The following is a 22482-nucleotide window of genomic DNA, read 5'->3' on the forward strand; positions in this document are numbered from 1 at the left end:
TAAATTACGTAAAGTAAGAAATCTTAGAGGGAGCATTCGTGGGACAGAAAATTCATCCAGTTGGTTTTCGCCTGGGTATTACACATGAACATCAATCCCGTTGGTTTGCTGTTCCTGACCGCTATCCAGAACTTTTACAAGAAGACTACAAACTCCGTCAATACATAGAACAAAAGCTGGGTAGACTTGCTCAAAACAACGCCGGAATTTCCGAAGTGCGGATTGAGCGCAAAGCCGACCAAATCGACTTAGAAGTACGCACAGCTAGACCAGGTGTAGTCGTAGGGCGTGGTGGGCAAGGTATAGAATCCTTGCGTACCGGACTCCAAGGACTATTGGGTAGCAATCGCCAAATTCGCATTAACGTAGTTGAAGTTCAACGAGTTGATGCTGATGCCTACCTAATTGCCGAATACATTGCTCAACAATTGGAACGCCGGGTTTCCTTTCGGCGAGTAGTGCGGCAATCAATTCAGCGTGCGCAACGCGCTGGTGTTCAAGGTATTAAAATCCAAGTCAGCGGACGGCTCAACGGTGCAGAAATTGCCCGGACAGAGTGGACTCGTGAAGGTAGAGTACCTTTACATACCTTACGGGCTGACATTGACTACTCTTATTGCACAGCAAAAACTGTTTACGGCATTTTGGGCATCAAAGTTTGGGTGTTTAAGGGAGAAATTATTCCTGGACAGGAAGAAACCCCTCTACCACCTGCAAGCCGCGAACGTGAACGCGATCCCCGCGATCGCGATCGTGAACCCCGTCGTCGTCAACAACAACGTCGTCGCCAGCAATTTGAAGACCGCTCAAATGAAGGATAAATCGTCATTAGTCATTAGTCATTAGTCATTAGTAAATGGCAGATGACAAATGACAAAGGACAAATGACAAATGACAAGTAACAAACCATGTTAAGCCCTAGAAGAACTAAATTCCGCAAACAACAGCGCGGACGGATGGAGGGACTAGCCACCCGTGGTAGCACCCTCAACTTCGGTGATTTTGCACTCCAAGCACAAGAACCTGCTTGGATTACCTCCCGGCAAATCGAGGCTTCTCGTCGGGCAATGACTCGTTATATTCGTCGGGGTGGACAAATCTGGATTCGGATTTTCCCTGATAAACCTGTAACCATGCGTCCTGCTGAAACCCGGATGGGTTCCGGTAAAGGTAATCCAGAGTTTTGGGTAGCGGTAGTTAAGCCAGGACGGATTTTGTTTGAAATCGGTGGGGTTTCTGAAGAAATCGCCCGTGAAGCTATGCGTTTGGCTTCATTTAAACTACCTATAAAAACCAAGTTTATTGTGCGCTCTCAACCACAGGAGCAGGAGTAGCTTATGCCTCTTCCCAAGATTTCAGAAGCTAGAGAATTAAGTGACGAAAAGCTCTCTGATGAAATTGTCGCGATCAAAAGACAACTATTTCAGTTGCGCTTACAAAAAGCGACAAGACAATTAGAAAAGCCTCACCAGTTCAGACAGGCTCGACATCGCCTAGCCCAATTGCTGACATTAGAAACAGAACGTAAACGGGCAGCAAGTCAATCGGCTAAAGAAGAAAAGTAGGAGATTATGGCAGTTAAAGAACGAGTTGGCTTGGTAGTGAGCGATAAAATGCAAAAAACTGTGGTAGTTGCCATAGAAAACCGCGCTCCTCACCCCAAGTACGGCAAGATTGTGGTTAACACCCAACGATATAAAGTTCACGACGAAGAAAATAAGTGTAAAGTAGGCGATCGCGTTCGCATTCAGGAAACTAGACCCCTGAGCAAAACCAAGCGCTGGAAAATCACAGAAGTCCTGAACATCAAACCTGCTTAAACCTCATCGTTGTTAGTTTCTAACAACATCACAAGGGAGAATAATTGTGATTCAACCCCAGACTTACCTGAATGTCGCAGATAATAGCGGTGCCCGTAAACTAATGTGCATCCGCATCTTAGGTGGAGGCAACCGCCGTTATGGTTTTATCGGTGATAAAATTATCGCCGTTGTCAAAGATGCTACACCAAATATGGCTGTAAAAAAGTCTGATGTTGTGGAAGCAGTAATTGTCCGCACTCGTAAAGCTGTATCTCGTGACAGTGGTATGAGTATTCGCTTTGATGATAATGCTGCTGTAATTATCAACAAAGACGGTAATCCTAGAGGCACACGGGTTTTTGGCCCAGTTGCACGGGAACTGCGCGATAAAAACTTTACCAAAATTGTTTCTCTGGCTCCGGAGGTGCTTTAATGGCAACCAAACAGGGTACGCCCAAAGTATTCCACAAAATGCACGTCAAAACTGGTGACACCGTACAAGTGATTGCTGGTAAAGACAAAGGAAAAATTGGTGAAATTATCCAGGCACTTCCCCAACTGAGTAAAGTCATCGTCAAAGGTGTCAACATTAAAACCAAGCACGTCAAACCCCAGCAAGAAGGGGAATCAGGGCGGATTGTCACCCAGGAATTCCCAATTCATAGCTCTAACGTGATGCTTTATTCCACTAAGCAGAACGTTGCCAGTCGTGTTTGTTATACCTTTACCTCAGAAGGCAAGAAAGTCAGAAAACTTAAAAAAACTGGCGAGATTCTGGATAAATAGTCATTAGTCATTGGTCATTAGTCATTAGTTATAAAGACAAATAACAAAAGACAAAAGACAAATAACAAAGGACAATAAAAGTTCCCTGACCAAGCCCAGGGATATCAGGACAAAAAACTATGGCGACAACAAGACTCAAAAGCTTATATCAAGAGACAATCGTCCCCAAACTGATTAATCAGTTTCAATATACCAACGTTCATCAAGTACCGAAGTTGGTAAAAGTTACTATTAACCGAGGTTTGGGTGAAGCAGCTCAAAATGCAAAGTCGCTGGAAGCATCCATCAACGAAATTGCGCTTGTCACTGGTCAAAAACCAGTAGTGACGCGGGCGAAAAAGGCGATCGCTGGCTTTAAGATCCGTCAAGGGATGCCTGTGGGGATCATGGTGACACTCAGAGCCGAACGGATGTATGCCTTTTTCGATCGGCTGGTTAGCCTATCACTGCCCAGAATTCGAGATTTTCGCGGCGTTAGCCCTAAAAGCTTTGACGGACGGGGTAACTATACTCTGGGTGTGAGAGAACAGCTAATTTTTCCAGAAGTCGAATACGACAGCGTTGATCAAGTGCGTGGGATGGATATTTCCATCATCACCACAGCAAAAAACGACGAAGAGGGCCGCGCCTTACTTAAAGAATTAGGAATGCCCTTTCGCGATCAGTAAGTTCATCTATAGAGGGAACGATGGCGGCTAACGACACAATTGCAGATATGCTGACGCGCATCCGCAATGCCAACCTGGCGCGGCATCAAACTACACAAGTGCCAGCTACAAAAATGACCCGCAGCATTGCCAAAGTGCTACGGGAGGAAGGCTTTATTGCTGAAATCGAAGAAGCAGAAGAAGGGGTAAAACACAACCTAGTGATTTCCCTGAAATACAAAGGTAAGAATCGTCAGCCTCTAATCACCGCCTTAAAGCGAGTGAGTAAGCCAGGCTTGCGTGTTTACTCCAATAGAAAAGAATTACCAAGAGTACTAGGCGGCATTGGCATTGCCATTATTTCTACATCCAGTGGAATTATGACTGACCGCGAAGCGCGTCGTCAGAACTTGGGTGGCGAAGTGCTTTGTTACGTTTGGTAGTCATTGGTCATTAGTCATTTGTCATTAGTCATTGGTCATTAGTCATTTGTTATTAGTGAAAGACAAAGGACAAAAGACAAAGGACAAATAACAAAAGGCAAAGGGCAAATAACAAAGGACAAAAAGTAATGTCTCGTATTGGTAAACGTCCAATTACTATTCCCGCCAAAGTTCAAGTGGCGATCGATGGTACGAATATTGTGGTGAAAGGCCCGAAAGGAGAACTTTCTCGCACTCTCAGAGATAATGTCTCACTCTCTCAAGAGGGAGAAGTATTACAGGTAAATCGTCGAGATGAAACTCGGACATCGAAGCAACTGCACGGCTTGAGCCGCACTTTAGTTGCCAACATGGTTGAGGGAGTTTCCCAAGGTTTTCAACGCCGTTTGGAAATCCAAGGTGTTGGTTACAGGGCACAACTTCAAGGGCGTAACCTAGTTTTAAATATGGGTTACAGCCATCAGGTGCAAATTGAACCACCAGATGGGATTCAGTTTGCAGTCGAGGGTACCACTAACGTGATTGTCAGCGGCTACGACAAAGAAATCGTAGGCAACACAGCCGCAAAAATTCGCGCCGTTCGTCCACCAGAACCTTACAAAGGTAAAGGCATTCGCTATGCCGGTGAAGTGGTAAGACGTAAGGCTGGTAAGACTGGTAAGGGTGGTAAGAAGTAGAAATGAAACTTACTCGTAGAGAATCAAAAAACCGTCGTCATCGGCGCGTTCGTGGCAAAGTTGTTGGCTCCCCAGAACGTCCGCGTTTAGCGGTATTCCGTTCTAATGAGCATATTTATGCCCAGGTTATTGATGATAGTCAGCATCAAACCATAGTGGCAGCATCGACTTTAGAACCAGAGTTGAAATCTAGTTTAGCGTCAGGTGCAAACCGCGACGCATCGGTGCAAGTTGGTAAGTTGATCGCAGTGCGATCGCTAGAAAAAGGCATCACCAAAGTAGTCTTTGATCGCGGTGGTAACTTATATCATGGTCGTGTAAAAGCCCTAGCTGATGCAGCACGCGAAGCTGGTTTAGATTTCTAAAGTCATTGGTCATTAGTCATTAGTTATTGGACAAATGACAAAAGACGAATGACAAATGACAACTGACAAATGACGTTCACCAGAGCATAAATTATGGCAACAGAGCGTAAAAGTAGAACAAAGCGTGCCAAAAAAGAAGAAACTACTTGGCAAGAGCGGGTTATCCAGATCCGCCGCGTGAGCAAGGTCGTCAAAGGCGGTAAAAAGCTCAGTTTCCGAGCGATCGTTGTCGTCGGTAACGAACGCGGTCAAGTTGGTGTCGGAGTAGGCAAAGCCTCAGATGTAATCGGCGCAGTCAAAAAAGGCGTAGCCGACGGCAAAAAACATCTCATTGATATCCCCATCACCAAATCTAACTCCATCCCCCATCCCATTGATGGTGTAGGTGGCGGTGCAAAAGTGATTATGCGTCCAGCCGCACCTGGTACTGGGGTAATTGCTGGTGGTGCTGTGCGGACTGTGTTGGAATTGGCAGGAGTTCGTAACGTCTTAGCCAAGCAACTTGGTTCAAACAATCCGCTCAATAATGCTAGAGCAGCAGTCAATGCATTATCTACATTGCGGACTCTTTCTGAAGTCGCCGAAGATCGCGGTATTCCTATTCAAAATCTCTACATCTAACTAGTCATTTGTCCTTAGTCAGTAGTCCTTTGTTCTGAACAAATGACAACCTACGTAATGGCAAATGACAAATGAGAAACGAAAAATGACAACTTGGTAACTTATGAGACTCCATGATGTTAAGCCGCAAAAAGGCTCAAAGAAACGCAAAAAGCGTGTAGCCAGAGGTATTTCTGCTGGTCAAGGTGCCAGTGCTGGTCTAGGTATGCGGGGTCAAAAGTCTCGTTCTGGTAGCGGTACTCGACCTGGTTTTGAAGGTGGTCAACAGCCATTGTACCGCCGCTTACCGAAACTGAAGGGCTTTCCGATTGTTAATCAAAAGATTTACACTACGATTAATGTAGAGAAGCTAGCCTCCCTTCCCGCTAATACGGAAGTAACTTTAGCCTCCTTGAAAGCAGCAGGTATCCTGACTGCTGTCAAAGGGCCATTGAAAATTTTGGGTAACGGCGAATTGAGCACTCCGCTCAAGGTACAAGCGGCAGCTTTCACAGGTACAGCTCGTAGCAAAATTGAGGCAGCTGGTGGGAGTTGTGAAGTCTTATGAGTGAGCCGGAACAGCGCACTTAAATGTAAGCCAACTCGCTGTCAGCGCCTGGTTCACTATAAAGGTAGCACTCTATGATCAGTCGAGATAAAGCCCCAACGGCTCAAGAAACTTTTATGCAGATGGCACAAGCAGCCGGGCTTAGAGGTAGGCTGCTTGTCACTGTCGGTGTTTTAATTTTGGTTCGCCTGGGTATCTTCTTACCCGTACCAGGGATTGACAGATCCAGATTTGCCGAAGCTATATCGGGCAATAATTCCATATTCGGTTTATTGGATATATTCTCCGGGCGAGGACTTTCGACTTTGGGCGTTTTTGCTCTAGGGATTTTACCCTTTATTAATGCGTCCATTATCATCCAATTGCTCACCGCGGCGATTCCATCTTTAGAAAATTTACAGAAAAATGAAGGCGAAGCGGGTCGGCGGAAAATATCGCAAATTACCCGCTATGTCACTGTATGTTGGGCGATTCTTCAAAGCACAGCTTTTTCAGCATTATTCCTCCAGCAATTTGCCTTAAATCCAGGGCCAATCTTTGTAGCTGAAACTGCGATCGCTCTGACTGCTGGTTCTATGTTCGTCATGTGGGCATCAGAACTGATTACAGAGCGGGGAATTGGGAATGGAGCATCATTGTTGATTTTTGTCAACATTGTCGCCTCGTTACCAAAAGCTTTAGGCGATACTATCGATTTGGTGCAAGTCGGCGGTCGGGAAACAGTTGGTCGCGTCATCGTACTAATATTAGTTTTCTTAGCAACCATTGTTGGTATCGTGGTTGTCCAAGAAGGAATGCGCCGCATCCCGATTATTTCGGCTCGTCGCCAAGTAGGTCGTAGAGTTTTGGCAGAGCAACGGAGCTTTTTACCCTTGCGGCTAAATCAAGGTGGCGTAATGCCAATTATCTTTGCCGCAGCTATCCTCAGTTTGCCATTGCTAATTGCAAATTTCGCCAAGAATGCTGAGTTGGCAAATATAATAAACACTTATTTGAGTCCAAGTGGTTCTGGCTCTTGGGTCTATGCCTTGGTTTACATGATTTCCATTATTTTCTTCAGCTACTTCTATTCTTCGTTGATTCTCAACCCGGTAGATGTAGCCCAGAATTTGAAGAAAATGGGTTCTAGTATTCCCGGCATTCGTCCCGGTAAAGCGACTAGTGAGTATATCGAGCGCGTTTCAAACCGACTCACCTTTTTGGGTGCTATCTTTTTGGGCTTGGTTGCTATTATTCCAACCGGTGTCGAAAGTGCTTTAGGAGTACCCACATTTAAGGGACTAGGTGCTACCTCTCTGTTAATTCTAGTGGGCGTAGCAATTGATACGGCAAGACAAATCCAGACATACGTAATCTCTCAGCGCTATGAAGGAATGGTGAAACAATAGTGACGCGATTAATCTTCTTGGGGCCACCTGGAGCTGGTAAGGGAACACAAGCTCAATCATTGGCGGAACACTTAAATATTCCCCATATTTCTACTGGGGAAATATTAAGACAAGCTATGAAAGAGCAAACTCATTTGGGAATCAAAGCTCAAAACTATGTAAATAGCGGCGAGTTAGTCCCCGACCAGCTAGTGCAGGACTTGGTACAGGAGCGCCTCAACCAACCAGATGCAGAAAATGGTTGGATTCTTGATGGTTTTCCCCGTAAAGTGACGCAAGCAGCTTTTCTAGAAGAATTGCTGGAAACAATACATCAGAGTGGCGAAAGGGTAGTTAATCTAGATGCACCAGATGATGTTGTGGTAGAACGTTTGCTAGCTAGAGGGCGAAAAGATGATACCGAAGAGGTGATTCGTCGTCGGTTAGAAGTGTACCGCGCAGAAACTGCACCTTTAATTGATTATTATCGCGATCGCCAAAAACTTTTAACAGTCAATGGCAATCAGTCCCAAGAAGAAGTCACTAGTGAACTGCAAAAGGTAATCGCTTGAGGATCGGGGAGTAGGGGAGGGGCTACAGTAATTCTTTCCCCAATTCCCAATGTCCCATGCCCCTCCCAAGAAACAGATCAATTTTAGCTAAGATATATTAATAAACTGTTGATATATTTCTTAAAATGTGTTCTCTTGCAGATGAAGTGCTGCAACTGAACACGAAATTGTTGAGTTGAGGAAAAAACAAATTGTCTAAGCAAGATTTGATTGAAATGGAAGGCACGGTTACAGAGTCCTTGCCCAATGCGATGTTTCGCGTTGACTTGGACAATGGATTTAACGTGCTAGCTCACATTTCCGGCAAGATTCGCCGCAACTATATCAAGATTTTGCCCGGCGATCGCGTCAAGGTAGAGTTAACTCCTTACGACTTGACCAAAGGCAGAATTACCTATCGCTTGCGTAAGAAGTAACTATATGTAGATGTAGAGAATTTTACCATAAAATCCTCCTTTTGACTGTTTGCTAGTCAAATTAGTGGATTGTTTTCCCTAAAAATGCTATAATTTAATATTTGGAGTCAAAAAATAAAAGGCATGAAAGTTAGAGCCTCAGTCAAGAAAATCTGTGAAAAATGTAGCGTGATCAAGCGTCGTGGTCGCGTCATGGTGATCTGCGTGAACCCCAAGCACAAGCAACGTCAAGGATAACGCTCTTACAAACAGAGTGAGTTGTAACACGCATATCATCATTAACAACGAAAAAACGCGATTAATCACGTTTTTCCAACCAACAGTAATTGCGAAAACAATAGGGAGAGTTCATTGTGGCACGGATTGCCGGAGTAGACCTTCCACGCGATAAGCGCGTTGAAATCGGTCTAACTTATATCTACGGAATTGGTTTATCACGCGCTCAAGAAATTATAGCGGCTACTGGTGTGAATCCAGACACCCGCGTTAAGGACTTAAGTGATGCCGATGTGACAGCCCTGCGAGGCGAAATAGAAAGCAACTATCAAGTTGAAGGCGACTTGCGGCGTTTGGAGTCTTTGAACATCAAGCGCTTAGTTGACATTGGTACTTACAGAGGTCGTCGTCATCGCATGGGCTTACCAGTCAGAGGGCAAAGAACTCGCACCAATGCCAGAACCCGTCGAGGCAGAAGGCAGACAGTGGCTGGGAAGAAGAAGGCTCCAGGGAAATAAATTTGCAACGCTTGCTAATCAGAGCAAGTTTTACCTTAAATCAACTAAACAAGTATGGCGAGACAACCAACTAAAAAATCCGGGAGCAAGAAGCAGAAACGGAACGTACCCAGCGGGATGGCCTACATCCAGTCTACTTTCAACAATAGCATTGTCACCATTACCGATCAAAATGGAGATGTCATCTCCTGGGCCAGCGCTGGTTCTAGCGGTTTTAAGGGAGCAAAAAAGGGAACTCCCTTTGCAGCGCAAACTGCTGCTGAAAGTGCAGCCCGTAGAGCTATAGATCAAGGAATGCGCCAAATTGAGGTAATGGTAAGTGGGCCAGGAGCAGGTAGAGAAACCGCTATCCGCGCACTTCAAGGAGCAGGACTGGAAATTACACTCATTCGGGATATTACCCCCATTCCTCACAATGGCTGCCGTCCACCCAAGCGCCGTCGAGTTTAAATACCAAGACTTGGGCATTGAGGACGAGAAGCTACAACCAAAGAAAGTAAATTTACTTACAATGACCGCTTGGGCGGATAACGTGCAAACTGTCATTGGGTGAAAACTTGGGCCACCAAAAGCGAATCAGATTTTCCTGTAGGGAAAGCTGTTAAACTTCGGAAACCCAAAATATTATTAGCGCCTGAAAGCTCAATAGGAGCGTCAAACTATACCGTAATTTCATACTAGTAGTTTGATAGACCTATAACCTACAGGACATAAAGTCAATTCGGGAGGCAATTGATTTGTCTGCTAGCAGCACCTTAGAAAAAGGGAGGCTCATCCGTGGCGCAGTTTCAGATTGAATGTGTAGAGTCGAATACTGAAGAAAGTCGGAACCATTACAGTAAATTTGTTCTGGAACCTCTAGAACGCGGTCAAGGAACAACGGTTGGCAACGCACTACGGCGGGTTTTACTGTCTAACCTAGAAGGTACAGCAGTTACAGCAGTGCGGATTGCAGGCGTTTCACATGAATTCGCCACAGTTCCGGGCGTGCGGGAAGATGTGCTGGAAATCCTCATGAGAATGAAGGAAGTTATCCTGAAGAACTATTCTTCGCAGCCCCAGATTGGTAGATTACTTGTTAGCGGCCCAGCAACAATCACTGCGGCACATTTTGATTTGCCCAGTGAAGTAGAAGTCATCGATCAGACCCAGTATGTAGCCACCATCGCTGAAGGTGGAAAGCTGGAAATGGAATTTCGGATCGAGAAAGGCAAAGGCTATCGCACAGTAGAGCGAGGACGTGAGGAAGCCACATCGTTGGATTTTCTTCAAATCGACTCAATATTTATGCCGGTGCGAAAAGTCAACTACAGTGTTGAAGAATCTCGTGGGGAAGGCTTGATTCCAAAAGACCGATTACTGTTGGAAGTTTGGACAAATGGCAGTATTTCTCCTCAAGAAGCACTATCTTCGGCCGCTGCAATCTTGGTAGATTTATTCAACCCGTTGAAAGACATCTCCCTAGAACCAACAGACACAGGTTCGGATATTCCAGACGATCCAACTGCCCAGATACCTATCGAAGAGTTGCAACTTTCTGTGCGGGCATATAACTGTCTCAAACGGGCACAAGTTAACTCTGTGGCAGATTTGTTGGATTATACCCAAGAAGACCTCTTAGAAATTAAGAACTTTGGGCAGAAATCAGCAGAAGAAGTCGTGGAAGCTTTGCAGCGACGCTTGGGCATCACCCTGCCAATGGAAAGAGGCTCTAAACACCCTTAAGAAAAACCTTCATAATTCATAGTGCATAATTATGCGTCACCGTTGTCGCGTCAAAAAACTCAGTAAACCAGCCGATCAACGCCGTGCTTTACTGCGATCGCTCGCCACCGAGCTGATCCGTCATGGTAAGATCACCACCACTTTAATTAGAGCGAAAGTTCTCAGAAGTGAAGTGGAAAAAATGATTACCCTAGCCAAAAATGGCTCCTTGTCAGCACGTCGAGAAGCCCTTGGCTATATATTCGACAAACAACTGGTTCACGCTCTATTTGAGCAAGCTCCTACTCGATACGGCGATCGCCAGGGCGGTTATACCCGCATCCTGCATACCGTACCGCGTCGGGGCGATAATGCAAAAATGGCAATAATTGAATTGGTTTAAGTCATTAGTCATTGGTCATTAGTCATTAGTCATTGGTCATTAGTGAATACAAAGGACAACTGACAAAGGACAAATGACAAAGGACAAAGGACAAAATCTGTATGTTAGAAAGCCACCAGCCTACACAAACTCATCGAGTAGCCTTGGTAATCCAATACCTGGGCACTCATTTTCATGGCTGGCAACGGCAAAAAAAACAGCGGACAGTCCAAGAAGAGATCGAAATTGCGATCGCTACTATTCTTGGGTATCATGTAACACTACATGGTGCTGGGCGAACCGATTCTGGAGTTCATGCTGCTGCTCAAGTAGCCCATTTTGAAGCAACAGGTTTAATTCCGCCTCACAAGTGGGCAACAATCCTCAACAGCTACCTGCCGCCAGATATATTAATCAGGGCTTCAGCTAGTGTAGATAACCGTTGGCACGCTCGCTTTAGTGCAGCCTATCGACGATATCGCTACACAATATACACTGAAGATCGGCTTAACTTGTTTGTAAGAGCCTTCAGTTGGCATTATTATTATGCACCCCTGGATGAATCCTTAATCCAAGCTGCCTTGAAACCTCTCTTGGGAAAGCATCACTTAGCTGCTTTTCACCGTGCAGGCTCAAAGCGATCGCATTCCTGGGTAGAGGTGCAAGCAGCAGAGTGTCGTCGCAGTGGGCCATTTATCCATATTGAAATACAGGCAGATGGATTTTTGTATGGCATGGTACGGCTGTTGGTAGGGATGTTGGTACAGGTAGGTTCTGGACAACGGACACTTTCTAGCTTCACCGAACTCTGGAAAGAACAACGCCGGGAAGAAGTGAAACACGCCGCCCCGCCTCAAGGCTTGTGCTTGTTGCGAGTCGGCTATCCCGATTTTCCCTTTCCAAAAGAGATTTGGTACGACACCTTGCCAAAGCTCGTCACTAGTCAAGAGTCATTAGTCATTGGTCAGTAGAGACGCGATTAATCGCGTCTGTACAATGGTCATTAGTGAATAACAAAGGACAACTGACAAAGGACAAAAGACAATTGACTAATGACAAACTAAAAATGACAAAGGACAAATGACAAATGACAACAGTTAAAACATACCTTCCTTCTCAAGCAACCCTTGAGCGTGAGTGGTACATAGTAGATGCCACCGATAAACGTCTCGGTCGCCTCGCCAGCGAAATCGCCCAGGTATTGAGAGGCAAAAAGAAGCCCGAATATACACCCCATCTAGATACAGGTGACTTCGTAATCGTCATCAATGCCGAGAAAGTAGCAGTCACGGGCAAAAAGCGCACTCAAAAGCTTTACCGCCGCCATTCTGGTCGTCCCGGTGGGATGAAAACGGAAACTTTCGCTAAACTGCAAGACCGCATACCAGAGCGGATTTTAGAACAAGCTGTTAAAGGTATGCTACCTAAAAATAGTTTGGGTAAGCAGTTGTTCACCAAGCTGAAAGTCTACGCTGGCCCTACACATCCCCACGATGCTCAAAAACCTAAAGAACTAAAAGTTAGTACAATTCCTGGAGAAGAAAATTAATGGTAGTAGCAGATGCCAATAGCGGTCGCGCCGTATACTGGGGCACTGGCCGTCGTAAGAACGCAGTAGCACGGGTACGCTTAGTTCCAGGTACTGGTCAACTGACTGTGAACGGTAAAGATGGAAACTTGTATTTCCAATTTAACCCCAACTACCTGGGAGTCATTAAAGCGCCCCTGGAAACTCTGGGACTAGAAAACGAATATGACATTTTGGTAAAAGCAGAAGGCGGCGGCTTGACCGGACAAGCTGATTCTGTTCGTTTGGGAGTTGCTCGTGCTTTGTGCCAACTCGACCCAGACAATCGCCCACCTTTGAAAACCGAAGGTTACTTGACTCGCGATCCAAGGGCAAAAGAGCGGAAGAAATATGGTTTACATAAAGCCCGGAAAGCACCTCAGTACTCTAAGCGTTAAAACATTGGGCATGGGGTATGGGGTATATCTCCCAGTCCCCAATCCCTAGCTTCAATTGAACGCTGAAAGTTATAATTTATATAGATTCATCTCACAAAGAACAATGGCTAAATCTGATATTCATCCTAAATGGTATCCAGATGCTAAAGTTTACTGCAACGGTCAAGTTGTTATGACCATTGGCTCTACCAAGCCAGAATTGCACGTAGATGTTTGGTCTGGAAATCACCCATTTTACACTGGCACTCAGAAGATTATTGACACTGAGGGTCGAGTCGAGCGCTTCCTCCGCAAGTACGGTATGAGCAGCACTCAAACATCTGGCGACGAACAAGACAAAAAGTAGCGAGTTGGCTCTGCTGTTAACGACGGCCCTGCATCAGCTGGGTCGATTTTCATTTATATGCTCGAGCCAATTTGTTATTTTTTTAAGGAGCGATCGCAATCGTCATGGCTGAATCATACTTACTGGACAAACTAAAATCCGTTGAACAAACCTTTAATGAATTAACACGTCGTCTTGGCGACCCCGATACCGCTAGCAATCCTGATGAGTATCAAGAAATTGCTAAGTCTCGTTCTTCTTTGGAAGAGGTTGTTAATACTTATGAAATTTGGAAAACAGCCCAAGAAGACTTAATCGGAGCGCGTCAGGTTTACAAAGAATCTGCCAGTGACCCAGAGTTGCAAGAAATGGCATCACTGGAAGTAAAAGAACTTGAAGAAAAAATCGAACACTTAGAGTCTCGCTTGAAAGTCTTACTGCTACCACGCGACCCCAATGATGAAAAGAATATCATGTTGGAAATTCGCGCTGGTACTGGTGGCGATGAAGCAAGCATTTGGGCTGGCGATTTGATGCAGATGTACACCCGCTATGCCCAGACTCAAGGTTGGAAAGTTTCTCTAGTGAGCGAATCTCGTGGAGAAATGGGTGGCTGGAAAGAGGTCATTCTCGAAATTAAAGGTAATGATGTTTACAGCCAGCTAAAGTTTGAAGCTGGTGTGCATCGCGTGCAGCGCGTGCCGGCAACTGAATCTGGGGGACGGGTTCATACTTCCACAGCTACCGTGGCGATTATGCCAGAGGTGGATGATGTGGAAATTCATATTGACCCAAAAGATATTGAAATGACTACAGCTCGTTCTGGTGGTGCTGGTGGGCAAAACGTCAACAAGGTGGAAACAGCCGTTGACTTGATGCACAAACCGACGGGAATACGCATTTTCTGTACAGAAGAACGCAGCCAGTTGCAAAACAAAGAACGGGCGATGCAAATTCTGCGGGCGAAGTTGTATGACATCAAGTTAAGCGAACAACAAGCAGCTGTAACTTCCATGCGGCGATCGCAGGTTGGTACTGGATCGCGATCAGAAAAAATTCGCACCTATAATTATAAAGATAACCGCGCTACCGATCATCGGTTAGGTCAGAATTATTCCCTTACCCCTGTTTTGGATGGTGATTTAGAGACACTTATCCAATCTTGTATATCTCTAGACCAACAAGAACGTCTTGCAGAGTTAGCGACTTCTGCCGCTAACTAATTTTTGTTGTTATATATACTGTAAAACCACTTGTTGTACTGTTGCTTTTAACACAAACAGGTGGTTTTTTAATGCAGTTCAGGCTTGGCGGAAGAATACTTGTTCTCATCTATTAATTCTTGAATAAAATCTGCAAATTCTCTCGCATTAAAAGTTCTTTGTGGGTCTTCTGGTTGACGAGCAGGATCTGGATTGTCTGGGCTGGGTAAACGTGTAAAGACGTATTTACACGTCACGTTCTTCAGTTGAGTTGCAGACGTAATCTCCAAGTTTTGTAGGTAAGCTCCTGTTAAGCAAGCTCCTGTTAGATCCGCTTGGTCTAGCAGAGTTCTAACAAGCTTTGCTCTACTAAAATCGGAATTCTGTAAATTGGCTGCACGTAAATTTGTACCAATGAAGCTACTGTCAACTAAATTTACTCCATGCAGATCGATACCTTGTAAATCAAGGCTGTCAAAAATTTTATCCTGTGCTGCCCTAGTAGTAACTAACTGCCGTACTTGAGGATGTACTAAATAACTTCCTTCAGTACAGGCATGGTCAAGTTTTTTCGTATGCAGCCAGCTAGTTTGAGTTAGGTTCGCTGCTCTAAAATCTGCAATTTTGAGCGTTGCTTGAGTGAAATCGGCATCTGTTAGATCAGCACCATGAAAAGTGGTGCTTCCTGTGGTAGCAAAGATACTCGCGAACTTCTCAACCCCAGTCAATTGGCGATCGCCATTGAGACTACGCTGACTGACAAAATTAACCACAGCAGTAACAATGGTTGCAGCCAAGATCATTGGCAAATCTTCACTGACTCGAAATGATGGATAAATACGTAGTCCGCCTAAAGTGACGATAAAAAATAGTATCAAAGTGCCAAATAAAAAAGCTCCCAAGATCCAGGCTCTAGCAAATATTCGATGTTCAACTTCTACTACTACCAAACTGATAGCTAAAGTCAAGGTGATAACAATCGCCCATGACAACCCTACAGTTACAACTCCTGGTAAAACTGCTCTCATCCAGTTGCTACCCAAGGGAGCCAGTACATTGATTAACCAAAAACCACACAAGACTAAAGCTCCAGCAGCAGTTCCAATGGCTGCTCCATTCCACATCCAAGTACCAGCTATTACCATTGCTATGGCTCCAGCACCAGCAATAAGCATGTTCACAGCTAAAGTTGCTAAGGCAGTTTGAGCCAAAGGAGCCTTGATAAACCAGAACCAAACAATACCAATGATTCCTACTACAGCCCCGGTTCCTGCTGCTATCAAAGTCATAGGTAAAGCTCGTGTTCGCATCCGATTACCAATAACAGTTAAAGCTACAGCTATGGCGATGCCGCTAGCAAGTGCGATCGCCTGCACAGCTAAATTGCCTGAGCGCATAACTTCAGGTAAAACCGCATACAGATTCAAAAATTCAAAGCCAGCGATCGCAGTTGTGCCGATCATAGATAAAGCGATCGCTCCTGCTTTGTTATTCACTCCCTGACGAAAGGCGATCGTCAAAACAGTCATAATAGCTATCACGCTAGCAATCCCAATCCCCAGAGAAGTTCCACCCATATTCAATTCCCACCCCAATATCCACCCAACCAATCCGGCAGCAATGCCTGATAAGGCTGCTAGTAAGAATGCACACAGCACTAGTCCTATAACTAAAAAACGTTGTAATCCTGCTTGAGCATGGCGAAAGCTTGCCCCCGTGAGGATGGCATCAGTAAAATCTACGCTGCGAATATCACTATGACTAAAGTTTGCTCTTGCCAAATTTTGACCTTTAAAAGAGCGACCACAAAGATTTTGACCTCTGAAATCTGCTCCTACTGGCGAACTAGCATCCTCTAAATGCTCCTGAATCTTCTCAGGAATTGGTATGTCTACGCCAGCTACCTGAATTTTTCCAGCTTCAGCAACTGTGCCAATTTGAGCAGTAGCACCTTCAATATCCCCATGAGCAAAGCGTGCCATACCACGGGCATAAGTAACCAACGGTTCTAGCTGGGCATCTGCTAAAGGTTCAGCAAAGGTTTCTACTAGAGATGCCATGCGTACTAATTCTGTGTGATTCGGTTGATTTTGTCTCCAAGACAACATCTCCAGATGGCGAAAAGTCAAGGCTATTTGTCGCGCGGCTTCATTGGGTTTGGTGTAGGCTAAAGCTGTCCACTGGAGAGTTTTGGCAAAATTTTGGGTGTCAGGATCGTCACTTAATATCTGTTGTCGGACGTATTCTAGTAAAAAATCAGACAGATGATTAATTCGCTGTATGCCAAACTTTGGGTCTGCTTTTAATTGCCGTAATAACTGATTACGAACTGTAATATCCATTTCGTAGAGTTCATACCCTACTTCGTCACATAGACCAGAAAGGAGAAAGTCTCCTACAGCGACCCAGGCAATATTGAGAGGTTGTCCGTGGATATCCTGCTGAAAGTTTACCCACAGACGGTACATGAGATCAGGCGTTAAAGCTAAGGGAAATGCCGCATGGTAAGCCAGATATAAATGTGGTTTGCCAAATTGTTTCTCAAATAACGCAATACGCCGAGCTACAATATCAAGTTTCATCTCCGGCAGAACCTTACTTATGAAGAAGAGTGGGCTGGTTTGCCCCGCAAAACATTAATCGCCTCATGCAAACTCCGACGATTGAATTCAAACATAGGGACAAGTTTGGCAATTTCATCAGCACTTGTATGTAACCAGCGCGATCGCGGTACCGGATTTAGCCAAACAATGTAACTGACTTGCTGTTTCAGTTGCTCTAAGAAGGTTGCCGTCATTTCAATCCGTTCTGGATTCATCCCTCCACGAGCGGCCCCGGCATCACTAAAAATCATCACGCTAGTGTATTCAGAGCGAATTGAGGCAATTACATTACTAACTGTCTCTGCATCTTGGTGATTTGGATCATAGTAAAGATGTTGGTTGGGAGAGTTATGGAAGTAATAAATATTGGCTTTTGCTAAACGCCCACCATATAAAGCCGTTTCTGCCAAGCGACGTGATAGAGAATGAAAGGGGATCATTGAGCCATCTTGATCGATGAGTAATAGCAGCTCAGTTCGATTTACCCGTCGAGGGATTAAAACAGGTTTGAGTAAAAAACCATGCCGACTCACCTCTTGGACTGTAGCTTCTATATCTAATTCTGTGGGCAATCCCTGACGGACAAACTGGCGCAGATAGCGCCAACTTTGTTTCATCTGCCGACGAGTAACTGGAAAATACTCATTGCCGATCGCAAAAGGGCTGCGAGCAATGTCTGTGCTGCCACGGGCATGACGCACGGCTTGGGCTACCTGTAAGTCATCTTCTTCTATATCATTCGCATAATCTGAAGGTAAAGGAGGGGTAGTATCTGAAGAATTATCAGACTGTGTAGATTCTTCTTGGGCACGGCGCTCTATCAACCATTTAAACAGTACATACCCTCCAGACAACCCCCCTAGAAATAAGACACCCCCAAATAAACCTGCAACCATCAAATTTAAGAGGTTGCCTGTATTTGCCCTGCCACCTAAATCTGTAATCGTTGAAATTGTGAAGGATTGAGTATTTTTGTGACCAGCTTCATCTGTAACTTCGAGTGTTACTTTGTGATTGTGGTCAGAAGATGTGCTAATCAAGTGTTGTCCATTTGGGGCAAAGATAATCTCATTAGCAGAAACCTGACTGGGATGCTGTAGTTCTGCTAGTTGTTTTCCCTTAAGGTTCCACATTCGTAGAATGCGATCGCTTGCGGTGGTAAAAAGGTATTTTCCATCTTGACTAAATTTAATACCGTTTACCCAATCTGGATGTTTAAACTCTGCCAGTGTTTTTCCTTGGAGATTCCATAGGCGAGTAGTGTTATCTTGTGAAGCAGTAGCAAGACTCTGACCATCAGGACTGAAGACAACACTGGAAACTATGCCGCGATGCTTCAACTCTATCGATTTTTGCTCTAGAAAATTCCATAGATTAACTGTGTCATCTTGTGAAATGGTCATGAAGTGCTGTTTATCTGGGCTAAACTCTATACGATTGATTAGCCCTTGCTGTTTAAGTTGTACTTGATTTCCCTTCAAATCCCAAAGGTGGCCAATGCCATCTGCTGTACGACTAACAAGGCTTTGTCCATCTAGGCTAAAGCGCACGCTTTTCACAGGACGCTCATGCCAGAATATCAGTAGATTTCCCTGCATATCCCATAAACGAACCGCCCCATCTCCAGAAGCAGTAGCAAAGTACTGTCCATTAGGACTAAAATCTTTATCGTTTAGCTGACCTTCATAGGACAAATCTATTGCTGGCTGTCCTCTTAAACTCCACAAACGAAGAGTTTTCTTGCTTTCATCACCTGCCTCATCACTTGAAAGTGTAGAGTCATTGGTTGTAATTAAGTGTTCACCATCAGCGCTAAACTGATAATCATCATTATTCCGAAAGCTAAACTGGCGATCGCCAATCTTATCTGGAAATTGCAACTTTGCTAGCTGATGCCCTTGAATATCCCATAAGTGAGCAGTATTAATAGTTGAAGTAGTAATAATATTTTGTCCATCAGGACTCCAGCCCACAACATCAAGCGAACCTTGATTTTGCAATGTCCCTAATTTCTTGCCCTTGAAGTCCCATAGTTCAACAGCTTTATTGGCAGAAATAGTAATAAAAAACTGCCCATCAGGACTGAATTTAACATCACCCCGCGAGTGCGATTTGATTTCAGAAAGTTTATTTCCCTTAATATCCCAAAACTGGACATTACTGACGTTGTTTTCATAATAATTATTATTATAAGAAACTATAGCCAAGCTTTTCCCATCTTTGCTAAAAATGATATTATCAACTTTATCTACAAGTGTGAATTCTGCCAGTTTTTTTCCTTCAATATTCCACAATATAATATTATTTTTATCGGCGCTATTACTAGTAGTAGCAATGCTTTTTCCGTCAGGACTAAAGTAAATTTTGTTAAAATTATTTTGGAATTTCAATATTCCTAATTTTTTACCTTTAAAATTCCATAGTTGAACAGTGTTATTTGCTAAAGTAGTGGCAAGTACCTTGCCATCAGCACTAAAATTAATATCATTGACTTTGACTAGATGTTTTAGTGTCGCTAGTTGTTTTCCTACCAAATCCCAAAGTTCGACAGTTTCATTTTTTGATATATTTACGAAATATTGCTGTTTAGGGCTAAATATAGCACGCTGAAATTGCTTTAACTGATTTCCTTTTAAGTCCCACAAGCTAAATCTTCCATTATTCAAGTTGATAGCAAGCTTCTGGCTATCAGGGCTAAAGGTTATTTCGGAGATAAATTTAGACGACTTTAATTGTGCTAGCTGATTGCCCTTCACATCCCACAAACTAACAGTGCCATCTTCTGAAAAAGTAGCAATCTTCTGGCTATCAGGGCTAAAGATTATTTCGGAGATAAATTTAGATGACTTTAATTGTGCTAGCTGATTGCCCTTCACATCCCACAAACTAACAGTGCCATCTTCTGAAAAAGTAGCAATCTTCTGGCTATCAGGGCTAAAGATTATTTTGTAAATAAATTTAGACGACTTGAATTGTGCTAGCTGATTACCCTTGATGTCCCACAAACTAACAGTGCCATCTTGTAAGTAGGTAACAAATCTCTGGCTATTAGGACTGAAAACAATATCATAGACTGGGCTAGGAGATTTTATTTGAGCTAGTAAATTACCCTTGGATGTCCACAAACGGGCAGTACCATTTACTAAAATATCAGCAAAATACTTGCCATTCTTGCTGAAGTAAGCTGTTTCACTATATAGTTTTTGTGGTCGCAATTCTCTTAATTGATGACCCTTTGAGTTCCACAAGCGAGTAACGCGTTCTTTTGAGACAGTATTCAGGTGTTGATTATCCCTAGTAAAGCTAAAATTGGAAACTTCGCCCTGATGTTTCATGGTTTTTAATTGTCTACCCATAAAGTCCCATAAGTGGACAATCCCATCATCTAAGGTAGTAGTAATGTATTGTCCATCAGAGCTAAATCCAAGGAAACTTTCTAAATCTTGCGATTTTAATACTGATAGCTGATTACCCTTCAATTCCCAAAAACTAATAGCACCAAATTGAGACACAGAGGCAAAACGCTGCCCGTTAGAGTTGAAATAAGCGTCTCTGAAGTATGCGTTTCTGAAATAAGCGTCTCTGAAGTATATGAAGTATAGATCTCTGTAGTATTTGTATTTAAAGTATGTGTTTTTTGAGACTTGATTTTGAGGTTTCAAGTCATACAACCTGTTGCCTTTATTATCCCAGAGGCGAATAATACCATTTTCGAGAAGAGTAGCCAGGTGCTTTTCATCTGGGCTGAATATAATCTTGGAAACATTACTTTGAGATTTAAATTCTGTTAAAAAACTACCTTTTGAATCCCACAAACGGATAATCTCATCCTGAGAAGATGACTGTTTATCAGTATTTCCCAAAATTGTAGCGAAGTACTGACCATTGTGGCTAAAGTTGGGACTCCTTTCAGAAAGATTTTTTTGATTTGGTAGTTGAGCTACTTGCTTACCTTTTAGATTCCACAAACGAATAGTGCTATTTGATGAAATATTAGTAAAGTATCGCCAATCTGGGCTAAAAACATTGTTGTACCTATCAGAATAATTCTGAGATTCCTGTTTAGTTAGTTTTTTACTCTCAATATCCCATAAATAAATAGCATCGACTTTATCAGAATAATCTCTATATATAAGATAGCGATCGTCGTCACTAAAACTCAGTCCGTAAAATCCTTTTTTCGATTGAAACTCTGCTAGCTTGTTACCTTTAAAATCCCATAGCCTAAGTGTTTTTTCTGGTGAAGGTGAATAGGTAGCAATATACTGTTTTTTAGATGCAATAAATACTTGCTCTACTTTGCCTTTTACCTGCCATTTTGCAATTTGTATACCATCAAAATCTCGCAAGACAACAGTCTTTTTAGCTAATAGCTCGACAAAATAATCACCGTTATCGTTAAAAGTGGGTTCACTAGCTTTAAATTCTTTGAGCAGATTGCCTTTAAGATCATATTGTCGAATTTTCCCATTATCAGATGTAATAGCAAGGCGTTTACTATCAGTACTAAACCCAACATTGTAAATATATGGTTCGTATTTTAGTTTTGCTAACTGATTGCCCTTAAGATCCAATATAAAAACAGTTTTCTCCTCTGGTATCTTATTAATAAAGTACTGTCCATCAGGACTAAATTTAATATCAGAGGACTGAGGCAGATTTTTCAGTGTAGCTAGCTGGTTTCCCTTGATATCCCACACATAGATAACTTTATTGTCTGCTGTGGTGGGTGTGCCGCTAAGAGTGGCTGTACTATCCCCGTTATCCTTAAGCTTGAGCCAGGGTGGAACTTCCACGGCTGAAATCTTGGCAGCAGATCCATTTTTAGGTTGACAAACAGTAATGTTGTAGCGGTACTCTTTATCTATTTTTGCTTGAGCTACAGCGATGCTGGTGAAGTATGGGCATTCTTTTCGCAGTCCGAAAAACCAACCTGCATAACCAACTGCTACTACAGCAATTCCTCCTAAAGCTGCGTAGCCAACTTTTAGAGGAATTGCGAATCGCTTTTTAATGGGTTGGTCTGTCTGCACACCTGTTAGGGCAGAATCAGCAGTTGGTGAAGCAGTTAAGTCACGGAACAATAATGCATCTATTGCCATCACCTGGTCAAAGTGATAGTCAAATAGCAGCTTGTCTTCATCAGACTTCACCCAAAGTGTACGGCAAAGTCGTGCTAAAGCTTCTCGGTCAGGAATACCAAAGCCAGCTTGCAAAGCACGCAATACTAAGTGGTATTCATCAATGCCTAGCGGTAAACCAGCATCGCGTAATCTTGTAAAAAGTTCTAGTAGTGGTAGTTCAGGGTCATGCACGGCTAATAG

The 22482-nt window shown here is 43.6% G+C and carries 27 protein-coding genes; 25 read left to right on the forward strand and 2 right to left on the reverse strand.

What is annotated here, in order from left to right:
- Positions 1-38: 38 nt before the first annotated feature.
- From rpsC to prfA, 25 genes are all read left to right on the forward strand, one after another.
- Entirely contained in the window at positions 39-821 is a 783-nt protein-coding gene (gene rpsC, locus IQ274_RS06335; RefSeq protein WP_163927940.1) for a 30S ribosomal protein S3, read from the forward strand.
- Between the two features lie 87 nt (positions 822-908).
- Positions 909-1334: a 50S ribosomal protein L16 gene (gene rplP / locus IQ274_RS06340; protein ID WP_012410718.1), complete on the forward strand. Its 426-nt coding sequence runs from the start codon at positions 909-911 to the stop codon at positions 1332-1334.
- Positions 1335-1337: 3 nt separating this feature from the next.
- On the forward strand, positions 1338-1565 hold the full coding sequence (gene rpmC, locus IQ274_RS06345) for a 50S ribosomal protein L29 (protein ID WP_012410717.1): 228 nt from the start codon (positions 1338-1340) through the stop codon (positions 1563-1565).
- Positions 1566-1571: 6 nt separating this feature from the next.
- Positions 1572-1820: a 30S ribosomal protein S17 gene (gene rpsQ, locus IQ274_RS06350; RefSeq protein WP_012410716.1), complete on the forward strand. Its 249-nt coding sequence runs from the start codon at positions 1572-1574 to the stop codon at positions 1818-1820.
- Positions 1821-1866: 46 nt separating this feature from the next.
- Positions 1867-2235: a 50S ribosomal protein L14 gene (gene rplN, locus IQ274_RS06355; protein ID WP_069070772.1), complete on the forward strand. Its 369-nt coding sequence runs from the start codon at positions 1867-1869 to the stop codon at positions 2233-2235.
- Positions 2235-2588 carry a 50S ribosomal protein L24 gene (rplX, locus tag IQ274_RS06360; RefSeq protein WP_114081986.1) on the forward strand — a complete coding sequence of 118 codons (354 nt, stop codon included), beginning with the start codon at positions 2235-2237 and terminating at the stop codon, positions 2586-2588. Before rplN ends, rplX begins: the two co-directional genes overlap by 1 nt.
- A gap of 119 nt (positions 2589-2707) precedes the next feature.
- Positions 2708-3256, forward strand: coding sequence for a 50S ribosomal protein L5 (gene rplE / locus IQ274_RS06365; protein WP_012410713.1), 549 nt, complete (start codon positions 2708-2710; stop codon positions 3254-3256).
- Between the two features lie 20 nt (positions 3257-3276).
- Complete coding sequence (gene rpsH, locus IQ274_RS06370) at positions 3277-3678, forward strand: 30S ribosomal protein S8 (RefSeq protein ID WP_012410712.1); 402 nt, start codon at positions 3277-3279, stop codon at positions 3676-3678.
- A gap of 128 nt (positions 3679-3806) precedes the next feature.
- A complete protein-coding gene (gene rplF, locus IQ274_RS06375) occupies positions 3807-4355 on the forward strand; it encodes a 50S ribosomal protein L6 (RefSeq protein ID WP_194141722.1) in 549 nt (182 codons plus the stop codon).
- Between the two features lie 2 nt (positions 4356-4357).
- Entirely contained in the window at positions 4358-4720 is a 363-nt protein-coding gene (gene rplR, locus IQ274_RS06380; RefSeq protein WP_012410710.1) for a 50S ribosomal protein L18, read from the forward strand.
- Between the two features lie 93 nt (positions 4721-4813).
- Entirely contained in the window at positions 4814-5341 is a 528-nt protein-coding gene (gene rpsE / locus IQ274_RS06385) for a 30S ribosomal protein S5 (protein WP_012410709.1), read from the forward strand.
- Between the two features lie 103 nt (positions 5342-5444).
- Positions 5445-5888, forward strand: a complete 444-nt coding sequence (gene rplO / locus IQ274_RS06390; protein ID WP_012410708.1) for a 50S ribosomal protein L15 — start codon at positions 5445-5447, stop codon at positions 5886-5888.
- 74 nt (positions 5889-5962) lie between these two features.
- Positions 5963-7276, forward strand: coding sequence for a preprotein translocase subunit SecY (secY, locus tag IQ274_RS06395; protein WP_194141723.1), 1314 nt, complete (start codon positions 5963-5965; stop codon positions 7274-7276).
- On the forward strand, positions 7276-7827 hold the full coding sequence (locus IQ274_RS06400) for an adenylate kinase (protein ID WP_194141724.1): 552 nt from the start codon (positions 7276-7278) through the stop codon (positions 7825-7827). The genes secY and IQ274_RS06400 overlap by 1 nt, the downstream gene beginning before the upstream one ends.
- Before the next feature lie 191 nt (positions 7828-8018).
- Positions 8019-8243 (forward strand): translation initiation factor IF-1, encoded by a 225-nt coding sequence (gene infA / locus IQ274_RS06405; RefSeq protein ID WP_006276978.1) that lies wholly within the window; start codon positions 8019-8021, stop codon positions 8241-8243.
- A gap of 123 nt (positions 8244-8366) precedes the next feature.
- Entirely contained in the window at positions 8367-8480 is a 114-nt protein-coding gene (gene rpmJ / locus IQ274_RS06410) for a 50S ribosomal protein L36 (protein ID WP_012410705.1), read from the forward strand.
- Positions 8481-8596: 116 nt separating this feature from the next.
- On the forward strand, positions 8597-8977 hold the full coding sequence (rpsM, locus tag IQ274_RS06415) for a 30S ribosomal protein S13 (RefSeq protein ID WP_012410704.1): 381 nt from the start codon (positions 8597-8599) through the stop codon (positions 8975-8977).
- 54 nt (positions 8978-9031) lie between these two features.
- Entirely contained in the window at positions 9032-9427 is a 396-nt protein-coding gene (gene rpsK, locus IQ274_RS06420) for a 30S ribosomal protein S11 (RefSeq protein WP_012410703.1), read from the forward strand.
- Positions 9428-9754: 327 nt separating this feature from the next.
- Positions 9755-10702 carry a DNA-directed RNA polymerase subunit alpha gene (locus tag IQ274_RS06425; RefSeq protein WP_094349104.1) on the forward strand — a complete coding sequence of 316 codons (948 nt, stop codon included), beginning with the start codon at positions 9755-9757 and terminating at the stop codon, positions 10700-10702.
- 31 nt (positions 10703-10733) lie between these two features.
- The gene (gene rplQ / locus IQ274_RS06430) at positions 10734-11084 is read left to right on the forward strand and encodes a 50S ribosomal protein L17 (RefSeq protein ID WP_118167591.1); all 351 of its coding nucleotides are present in this window, start codon (positions 10734-10736) and stop codon (positions 11082-11084) included.
- Between the two features lie 101 nt (positions 11085-11185).
- Entirely contained in the window at positions 11186-12034 is an 849-nt protein-coding gene (gene truA / locus IQ274_RS06435; RefSeq protein WP_163927945.1) for a tRNA pseudouridine(38-40) synthase TruA, read from the forward strand.
- Between the two features lie 116 nt (positions 12035-12150).
- The gene (gene rplM, locus IQ274_RS06440; protein WP_012410699.1) at positions 12151-12612 is read left to right on the forward strand and encodes a 50S ribosomal protein L13; all 462 of its coding nucleotides are present in this window, start codon (positions 12151-12153) and stop codon (positions 12610-12612) included.
- Positions 12612-13028, forward strand: a complete 417-nt coding sequence (gene rpsI, locus IQ274_RS06445; protein ID WP_012410698.1) for a 30S ribosomal protein S9 — start codon at positions 12612-12614, stop codon at positions 13026-13028. Before rplM ends, rpsI begins: the two co-directional genes overlap by 1 nt.
- 103 nt (positions 13029-13131) lie before the next feature.
- A complete protein-coding gene (gene rpmE / locus IQ274_RS06450) occupies positions 13132-13374 on the forward strand; it encodes a 50S ribosomal protein L31 (RefSeq protein WP_194141725.1) in 243 nt (80 codons plus the stop codon).
- A 104-nt stretch (positions 13375-13478) separates the two neighbouring features.
- Positions 13479-14576: a peptide chain release factor 1 gene (gene prfA / locus IQ274_RS06455; protein ID WP_163927947.1), complete on the forward strand. Its 1098-nt coding sequence runs from the start codon at positions 13479-13481 to the stop codon at positions 14574-14576.
- A gap of 68 nt (positions 14577-14644) precedes the next feature.
- Here prfA and IQ274_RS06460 read toward each other — a convergent pair whose 3' ends face one another.
- Together IQ274_RS06460 and IQ274_RS37685 are read right to left on the reverse strand one after the other, a co-directional pair.
- Positions 14645-17137 (reverse strand): pentapeptide repeat-containing protein, encoded by a 2493-nt coding sequence (locus tag IQ274_RS06460; protein WP_194141726.1) that lies wholly within the window; start codon positions 17135-17137, stop codon positions 14645-14647.
- 17 nt (positions 17138-17154) lie between these two features.
- Entirely contained in the window at positions 17155-22473 is a 5319-nt protein-coding gene (locus IQ274_RS37685) for an eIF2A-related protein (RefSeq protein ID WP_194141727.1), read from the reverse strand.
- Positions 22474-22482 lie beyond the last annotated feature (9 nt).

Source organism: Nostoc sp. LEGE 12447 (genome assembly GCF_015206985.1).
Taxonomy (GTDB): domain Bacteria; phylum Cyanobacteriota; class Cyanobacteriia; order Cyanobacteriales; family Nostocaceae; genus Nostoc.